We start from the raw sequence: 8,693 nt of genomic DNA, 5'->3' as shown, positions 1-8,693 counted from the left end.
GACTTGGCAATTGAGTCAGATCCTGCTGGGGCAAAAACATCTCAAAGATAGCGAAATTCAACTCAAACACACCACCCAGCCGCAGCTCTGGCTGGAAATCGCGATCTTAGGATTACTAGAACTCAAACAGCAACCATCTTCAGCTCTGCCTAGCATAGCCGCTATACCTGCTATGCCTGTTGGAACTATTTCCATCCCAACCGCACCCCCACCAACGAGTCAACCTGCTCATCCGCCAATGGCAACGCAACCAGAAGGCGGACACAAACTCCCCCCACCAGCAGCCCCTAGAGCAACTGCAAATCCGATCGCCACTGAAGACATCACCGCGACCTGGGAACGGGTCTTGCAGCAGCTTTTACCTGCGAGTAGGGACTTATTTAAACCCTTTGGAACTTTGATCTCGATTTCCGAAGCGCAAGCAGTAGTAGCGATGAAATCTAGTACGATGCAGACGATCGCGGCTGGCAAAGTGCCCGAATTAGCTAAAGTATTTAGCAATATGTTCGGACGCTCGATCGCTGTCAAATTGGAAGTATTGGGTAAAAGTCAACATCAGTCTAGTTCGATCTCACCCACTCCATCGCCTGTATCCCCCCCACCTGTAGAATCTCCCCCAGCTCCAGCCATAACGCCACCACAGCCGATCGAATCGCGTCTGGTTCCAGCAACACCACCGCCGCCTGTAGAGACTCCTCCAGCTCCAGCAGTGACGCCACCGTCGCCGATCGAATCGCGTCCGGTTCCAGCAACACCACCGCCGTCTGTAGAGACTCCTCCAGTTCCAGTAGTCATATCGCCACCAGACGCGGGAGACGACACAGTAGACGATGAGATGGCTGACGATTTTACTGACGACGATGAAGATTTGCCAGAATCGACGATTGATTTGCAGCCGCTAGCTCCCGCTCGTGCAGAGCTACTCGATGCACTATCTCCGCCATCGCCACCAGCAGTACCAGTCGATTTATTTGTCGAATCGACGGATTTTGCCGAGCCGCCTGATTCGATCGATCTCGAACGCGCGGCAAATAATTCAGCAGACGAACTCGAAGAACCTGAAGTCGATCCCGAACTGGAAATGGCGACTAATAATGTCGTTAAATTATTTAATGGTGAAGTTATCGATCGCAGTCACGAACTATTCGATCGAATCGTTAATAATTAAGTAGACAGGCTGGTGCGTTACGCGATCGCGAGAACACACCCTACGACTTGGGATGTGATTTTCTTGTTACTCCTTTACTTGCGAATTAATTCCATTTTGACAATTAAATTCTTAACAATACTCTTGCCACAAGCATCGATACCTTGGCAATGATTTACCTTAGTTTTTCGATAAGTTAGTTTGACACGCTGGTTCAAATATCTAGTACGATTGCAGATCTCAAAATCTGCCCCAAGAGTGTACTTTTTACCCCTGAAGTCGATGATGTCTACATAACACATCAAATCGCCATTAGTGAGTTCGATTAATTTACCACTTGTGGGAAAGGGGTTAGTCTTAAGGATCTTGCGTGCATAGCTAGGTAGGGCCGGAAAACAAGTAGCGATCGCGATCGTCCAGATGAGAGTATAGGGACTAGTTACCAAGCGATTTAACATAGACTTTCCAATATACTGCAAGTATAAATCTTAGCAGCGATCGGATCGGCTTTTAGAACTGAGTCATGGATGTAAATATAAAGCTTGTCAAGGTAAATAAACTTTTAATTATCGATCGCAGCGGCGAACTTAGAATCGCTAGCAACCGATCGGTGCCGTATATTGCTAGTTGTTGAAGCGATCTTTTTCTAGATAAGTAGTAAATTCATCGATGGATCTGGGGGCGGGAAGGTGTGGCATTCGATCGGCCAACCGCGACCACATCTGCCATAATATGGGCATTCCCAAAGCAAAATCTGGCATGGATTGGAGCTGTGTAAAAACAGCGATGGTTTCGCCCTCAGCAATCAATTTGCCCTGCTCCATTACTAATACCCAATCCGCCCATTGATAGACAAAATCTAAATCGTGGGTGGCAATTAGTAAAGTTGTTCCCAATTTGGCGATCGCTTCTAGTTCTATTAAAAGATTGCGCGTTTGTACGGGATCGAGATAAGCAGTCGGTTCGTCTAATAGTAATAAATCTGGTTGTAATGCCATTACGCCCGCAATACTCACCCGTTTTTTTTGCCCCAAGCTGAGGTGTTGAAGTGGGGACATGGCTAAGGCTTCTAAATTAAAATCCCTGAGAGTTTGAGTTACTTTTGCTGCTACTTCTGCTTCAGATAAACCTTGATTGCATAGTCCGTAAGAAATATCTGCGGCAACAGTTGGGGCAACTAGTTGTTGCTCGGGATCTTGAAAAACTAATCCAACTCTTTGTCGCCATCTTTTGAGTGCAGCGCGATCGAAAGTGAGCGGGATGTTATCCAGCATCACTACACCTCGATCGGGTTTAGCCAAGCCATCGGCAATTAGAAACATCGTCGATTTACCGCAACCATTTTGGCCGATTAATGCAGTCTTTTTATACTTGGGTAACCGCAAGTTTAATCCTTGCAGGGTTGGCGAAGTTGCCATCGGGTAACTATAATAAACATCTTTAAACTCCAGCAAATATTCAGACATAGCTACGGTACAAAATTTCTCCAATTATCAGGATCGTGCAACCGAAGATCGATTCTGTGGCATAACGCCATGAATATCGATAAGCGACAGGTTGCCAAAATCGAAATTCTCCATTGAAACCTCTGGCATTGATGCTGAGGATCGACTGCTGATAACGGCTAGCCGTTCGCTGAATTAACTGCCGAACTAATAAATTTAAGCTGTTTATCCTGAGCCGATGAGTGCGATAACCACCACGCGAAATTTGCGCAGTGGTTATTTTTTGGGCTGTATCTGCCAATAGAAAAATAAAGCGATAGACTAACAACGATAGCTCGATGAGAATCGGCGGACAACCAATTTTTTGGCAGAGCGAAGCTAGATCGATCGCCGGAATTGTCAAGATAATAAAAAATAACGCGGAAGTACTCGCAAGCGATCGCATCGAAGCAGATATTGCCTGAAACGTACCCTGACGACTCAGATAGAGTTGTCCGCCCCAGACACTAATTTGTCCCCAAGCATCGGCGTGGATGTCTGCGGACGAGCTAGTATATTCGATCGCCAGAGCTGGCATTCCCGTAACTAGAAATGTCATCACACCCAGCATCATCGCAGCATAAATACGGCAGGGAATGCCAGCATGAAATACAATCCAAACGCTCATCCACACTAGCATCGCCAGTTGGATGGGATAGTGAGTTACCAACGCCAGCAACAGCATGGCGATCGCAAAACAGAGCTTTTGAGCGGGCGGTAAGTGGCGGAGCCGATTGCTATAGGCAAGAGTATCGATCTGAATATGCACTAATCCCGATATTCAACGGGGGTGGGCACTTCTTCTGCTTTGCGGCGTTCGGTACGACCTTTATATAAGCCTAAAATATAACAAGTAACTCCCGATCCGATCGCGGCTTGAGTGGCAAATAAAAAGGTTTCGACTTCGCCGCCAGACGGCTTGACGATCGGCTCAAACCATGGTTTGTAACTGGGTTTGACTTGTTCGATCGCGGTAATATTGATACTATCTGTTGCTTTAAATTCTTTACCCTGATGTATTAATACCGGAGCCAGCGATAACATCGCCGCACCAGTTAATAACCACACATTAATTGATGGTTTCTGCATCTAAATTCTTGCCCTGTTGAAATAGTCTGAGTGTTTTGAGTTCCTGTTGACCGTAATCTTGCAGCCAGTTCCATACTAGCAAGGTTAATAAACCTTCACTGATAGCTAAGGGAATTTGGGTAATGGCAAATACACTGACAAATTTAATAAAAGCGGCCATAAATCCACCCTGTATCGCTGGGAAAGCTAGAGCTAATTGCACCGCAGTGACGAGATAAGTACACAAATCTTCTAAGAGTGTGGCGCAAAAGACGGCAATTTTCTGATGTCCGGTTTTGGCGATCGCATTGTAGACGACATAAGCTACCATCGGGCCGACAATGGCCATCGAAAAGGCATTTGCCCCCAATGTTGTCAGTCCCCCATGAGCGAGCAGGAGTGCCTGAAATAATAGTACCAAACCACCCATCACCGACATTACTAAGGGGCCGAATAAAATTGTGCCCAGCCCCGTTCCGGTTGGGTGAGAGCTACTGCCATTAACAGAGGGGATTTTGAGTGCGGAGAGGACGAAGGTGAAGGCTCCAGCTAATGCCAGGAGTACTTTGAGTTCTGGATGTGCTTTGGTAATGCGCGTAATCGATCGCAAACCCAACACAAAGAATGGGATCGCAACCACCCACCAAAAGACCGCCCACACAGGGGGCAAATAGCCTTCGGCAATGTGCATTGCCTGGGCTGGGGTGGGTGAAGCAACTACTAGATAGCCGCTCAATCCAACCATTGCTAGTAATGTAGCAACTTTTCGATACTGACATGCAGTCATCTTGAACCTCGCAGATGAACGCGATCGACCATAGCCCACAGGTGTTCTGACTTAGTTAATTCGAGATCTAACACCATCTGGATACGAAGCTAGGACATCTCAAATACATTACAGTTGCGGGACAGTGTTGGATTTACACCAATCTTTCCCCGTCGCTCGTCGTCGCTGGTTAATACCAAGCGTAATTTTCTGTCAGAGCCGTTTGGCTGGCAGACTGGATTCATCCTAGCATCGAACAGGTAAATTAATTGAGAATTGAGAATTGAGAATTGAGAATCGCAGCGATCGAGCGTGAGTAGCTATAATTCTTCACTAGTAGGATGGCGAGAGGGGGAGACTGGGAGACAGGGGGCAAGAAATACAGCTTACTTTGGGCTGTAAACTACTAGTGGCAGTTGCGGATGCGATCGAGCCGATCGTTATTAGCCTAGTAGCTGACTCGAACTAGCCTCGATCGTCCGATAATCGAAAATCGTTTTGAGATCGAAACATTACAGAGACTAGGTTATAGTAACATCCTCAATGTTTGGGATATTTTAATCTTTAAAAAAAGTCGGCGATCGATTAATTGTAGGTACGATCGGGCTATGATAATTACGATCGCAAATTGGAGTAACTTTTATGTCATCTAAAATCTCACTGTGGGCGGGAACGATCGGCATTGGCGCAATAATTATCCTCGGACAATCGATCGCCATTGCTAAAGATTCGATGGAATTAGTCAATGCCTCAAAACCAAGCGCGCTAGCAATATCTGTTGCTAGAGGACAAGGTTCTGGCGATTACTTTTTATCAGGATTACGCAAACAAAAGCAAGGAGACGATCGCGGCGCATTAGCTGACTACAATCGCGCCATTAGAATCAATCCCCGAAATGCGAATGCTTATTACAATCGCGGCTTGCTCAAAGCAACGAAACTCAAAGACGAACAAGGCGCGCTAGCCGATTACAATCGCGCCATTCAACTCAAACCCAGTTATGATGCTGCCTACAACAATCGTGCCAATCTCAAAGCCGCACTCCAAGATTATCAAGGCGCATTAGCTGACTACAATCGCGCCATTCAACTCAGACCCAGAAATGCAAATGCTTACTACAATCGTGGCGTACTCAAGTACGGTAACTTAAACGATCGCGCTGGTGGCATGTCAGATCTGCAAAAAGCCGCTAAATTATCCCAGCGACAAGGTAATACCCAAGACTATCAAGCAGCCAGCGACTTACTACAACAATGGCAACAGACTAGCGGGAATTAAGAAGGGGAGACAGGGAAAGGGGGAGAGGTGAGAAGACAATTGTCCTTTCACCCATTACCCATTACCCATTACCCATTACCCATCCACTCATCCACCCATCCACCCATCCACCCCTATCTCGCCCCCAATTGTTGCAACTGGCGAATAATTTGAGCGTGTTGGAGATCGTCTCGATCGAATTGATACAGACCCATCTGGGCGTATTCTAGAGCAGAATAACTTTGAGAACTATCAGCAGGAGCTTGAGTATCGGCACCTGCATCGATCAGTAATTCGACGATCTCACCATAGCCTGCATAAGCAGCACTGGCGATCGGCGTAAAGCCTAATTTATCCCGTAAATTCACATTTGCCCCAGCGCGAATCAATAGCTCGACGATCTTGGTATGTCCGGCGGCGGCGGCATTGCCGATCGCCGCACCACGATCGAGATCCAGATTGACATTGGTTGCCAGCAGCGATTGGACGCGCTCGACATTACCAGCACCAGCAGCTTGAATTAATTGAATCGACTCTAAGCCAGTGGTAGAGGCTCCCGCCTGCATCAGCAGATTGAACATTTGATAATTTTCGGCGGCGGCGACAGAAGATAGCACGGTATGCCCGAGATCGTCTTGGATCTCCAGATCCGCACCCGCAGCGATTAGCGTTTCGACACAATTCGTATAGCCAGAACCTGCCAGAGCCGCATAGAAGATCGCGGTTCTACCACCTGCGCCCCGTTGATTGACCTCCGCACCGCCCGCGATCGCCAGTTGGACGATTTGCTGGCGATTGCTAGCAAAGAAGCTACCAGCGGCATACATGAGTGCGGTCATCCCCGCAGTGCCTAAGCCGTTATCGTCACTGAGGAGATTGGGATCGGCACCTGCGGATAAGAGGATATTGACGATCGATCGATGTCCGTGATAAGCCGCAGCCATCAGTGCGGTGTGCCCTTTGGCACCGAGTTCGTCAACTTCGATCCCAATTTCGATCGCCCGATTTACCTCATCGATATTGCCAATTGTGGCCATTTCGATGAATTTCTCCACCGGACGATTTTGGGAGCGAATGCGACGTTTGCGAGTGGCTTGGAGCAATTGCTCGCCATCGCGATCGGCACACCGCCGAATGGCAGTATTAACTAAGGGATACAAATATTGATAGATTTCGCGTTCTTCACATTTGGCAGCCAAGAGAATTGGAGTCTCACCGCGACTCCAGACATTGACATTCGCCCCCGCCGTTACCAATAACTGGACTACCGCCCGATGTCCTTTGCTAATGGCCGATAATAACGCCGTCCAGCCATCCGCGCCGACGGGTGCATTGACATCTACGCCGCGTGGCAACAGCATTTGAATGATTTCGACCTCACCGCATTCAGCAGCCAAACCGAGGGCTGTGGTAGTGGTGCTACCGCAGTGAGGATTGCAGCCAGCAGTTAGCAGACATTGGACGATCTCCAGATGTCCGCGATCGATTGCCATTCCCAGCGGCGAATGACCCAGATTCCAATCATAACGATCGAGATTAGCACCCGCCTCGATCGCTTGTTGGACTAAATCGAGATCGCCATCGATCGCTGCTGCCATCAATGATGTATTGGTAGCGTTTTCTTCATAGCCGCGATCTAGATCTTCTTCGCGTTCGTTCTGCTTGAGGCTACTTTGTCCAAAAATGTCAGTACTAGTCTGCGTATCCGGATCGTAGTCTGGCTCATCTTCCCCAGCAATTACGGGAAACAGACTAGAATCGAGATCGGAGAGTAAGTGTCGTTCGGCTTTAACAGCTAGATCCGAGTTGTGACGTAGCTCTCCAGAATCCAGATCTTCGAGATCGATGGCATAAGTTTCCCCATCTTCCCAAGTTTGACTGGGCATGAAGCCATGCTCGTCCAAGCCAAATAGCTCCATCTTCCCTACGCCGAGTAGATCTTGTCGATCGTCGCTGCTGGGGCTATTTATATCTGCGGCGAGCGCGGAGAAGTTCTCTAGCACGTAAGTTTCCGTGTCTCCCCACTCGCCCATGGGCACCGAGAGCCGATCTGAATTTGTGAGTGACTCAGAGGTAAGCCGATCTAATTCGGGACTGAGATCGAAAGCATAAGTTTCACCCGGTTCAAACTCAACTTCACTAGCTGGAGGCTCGATCGACGTCATCGTGCTCTCGTTTTCGATAAACCGATCCGGATCGGTTGGTAATACTTGCTGGCTAGCAGCTTCATTAGCTGCAAAAACTGCATCTAGGTCGAAAGTATAGGTTGCCTCCGCATCTGCGCCTAAATCTTGCCAATTACTAGAGATCCGCTCCAACTCAGTTGTCGGTGGCAGCACTTGCGATCTTAAAGGTAACTCAGCAATGGGCATAATTTGCTCGACTTGAGTAGCATTCGCATCGATCGGTCGATCGATCAGTTCGAGCAAGTTTTCAAACGAGATTTGGTGCTCTTGAGTTGGCGATTGGAAAGTTTCGGACTCACTGGTACTCGCCCGCTCTCGATCTGTCCGTGCGGGTGGGATTGGCTCTGTCTGTGCTTGCATTTGGGCACCAGCGGCAATGAGTAGATTGACAATTTCCAAATTACCTTGGCGACAAGCTACGGCTAGAGGTGTTTGACCGCGATCGTTAGCGGCATTGATATTTACCCCAGCATCGATTAGCAGCTTGACTCGCAGATGGTTGCTGGTAGCGATCGCGTCAAATAAACTCTGAGTTTTGGGATCTACACTCATGATTGTGGTGTCCGAATTGGCTGGGTAACAGGGAATGTGCTCGCGGCACTGCCAGTATCTTTATATTTCCCACCTTACTTACCAAAATCGCTACGAGCGTTGTTTTTTATTCGCGATCGTCACTCTCTAAGCTAGATTATCTCTAGATAGACCTTGCCATCGATTTCCGTTTTAGATTTCAACATCGCACGGAAAGTTTCCTTAAGATCCCGACAAGATCTAGTAGTCTAAGG

8 protein-coding genes and 1 pseudogene are annotated in these 8,693 nt (G+C 48.0%); 2 read left to right on the top strand and 7 right to left on the bottom strand.

The annotated features are described in order from the left end of the window. Nucleotides 1-1,168 (top strand): annotated as a pseudogene (locus C7B77_RS17190) (DNA polymerase III subunit gamma/tau); the annotation flags it as partial. A 74-nt stretch (nt 1,169-1,242) separates the two neighbouring features. Here the strand turns inward: C7B77_RS17190 and C7B77_RS17185 are convergent. From C7B77_RS17185 to C7B77_RS31905, 6 genes are all read right to left on the bottom strand, one after another. Further along, entirely contained in the window at nt 1,243-1,605 is a 363-nt protein-coding gene (locus tag C7B77_RS17185; protein ID WP_106307409.1) for a hypothetical protein, read from the bottom strand. Nucleotides 1,606-1,770: 165 nt separating this feature from the next. Next, the gene (locus tag C7B77_RS17180) at nt 1,771-2,613 is read right to left on the bottom strand and encodes an energy-coupling factor ABC transporter ATP-binding protein (RefSeq protein ID WP_106307407.1); all 843 of its coding nucleotides are present in this window, start codon (nt 2,611-2,613) and stop codon (nt 1,771-1,773) included. Continuing rightward, nucleotides 2,606-3,400 carry a cobalt ECF transporter T component CbiQ gene (gene cbiQ, locus C7B77_RS17175; RefSeq protein ID WP_181243899.1) on the bottom strand — a complete coding sequence of 265 codons (795 nt, stop codon included), beginning with the start codon at nt 3,398-3,400 and terminating at the stop codon, nt 2,606-2,608. The genes C7B77_RS17180 and cbiQ overlap by 8 nt, the downstream gene beginning before the upstream one ends. After that, entirely contained in the window at nt 3,400-3,720 is a 321-nt protein-coding gene (locus tag C7B77_RS17170; RefSeq protein WP_106307401.1) for an energy-coupling factor ABC transporter substrate-binding protein, read from the bottom strand. Before C7B77_RS17170 ends, cbiQ begins: the two co-directional genes overlap by 1 nt. Beyond that, on the bottom strand, nt 3,701-4,486 hold the full coding sequence (locus tag C7B77_RS17165; RefSeq protein WP_106307398.1) for an energy-coupling factor ABC transporter permease: 786 nt from the start codon (nt 4,484-4,486) through the stop codon (nt 3,701-3,703). The genes C7B77_RS17170 and C7B77_RS17165 overlap by 20 nt, the downstream gene beginning before the upstream one ends. An 89-nt stretch (nt 4,487-4,575) precedes the next feature. Next, nucleotides 4,576-4,710, bottom strand: a complete 135-nt coding sequence (locus C7B77_RS31905) for a hypothetical protein (protein WP_425430829.1) — start codon at nt 4,708-4,710, stop codon at nt 4,576-4,578. Between the two features lie 397 nt (nt 4,711-5,107). Here C7B77_RS31905 and C7B77_RS17160 point away from each other — a divergent pair, with 397 nt between their 5' ends. Next, on the top strand, nt 5,108-5,743 hold the full coding sequence (locus C7B77_RS17160) for a tetratricopeptide repeat protein (RefSeq protein WP_106307396.1): 636 nt from the start codon (nt 5,108-5,110) through the stop codon (nt 5,741-5,743). Between the two features lie 113 nt (nt 5,744-5,856). Here C7B77_RS17160 and C7B77_RS17155 read toward each other — a convergent pair whose 3' ends face one another. Next, nucleotides 5,857-8,460 carry an ankyrin repeat domain-containing protein gene (locus C7B77_RS17155; protein ID WP_106307393.1) on the bottom strand — a complete coding sequence of 868 codons (2,604 nt, stop codon included), beginning with the start codon at nt 8,458-8,460 and terminating at the stop codon, nt 5,857-5,859. Between the last annotated feature and the right edge of the window lie 233 nt (nt 8,461-8,693).

Source organism: Chamaesiphon polymorphus CCALA 037, from assembly GCF_003003845.1.
Lineage (GTDB): Bacteria > Cyanobacteriota > Cyanobacteriia > Cyanobacteriales > Chamaesiphonaceae > Chamaesiphon > Chamaesiphon polymorphus.
Note: the sequence above shows the minus strand (reverse complement) of the source record. Positions and strands in the feature narration are given on the sequence as shown.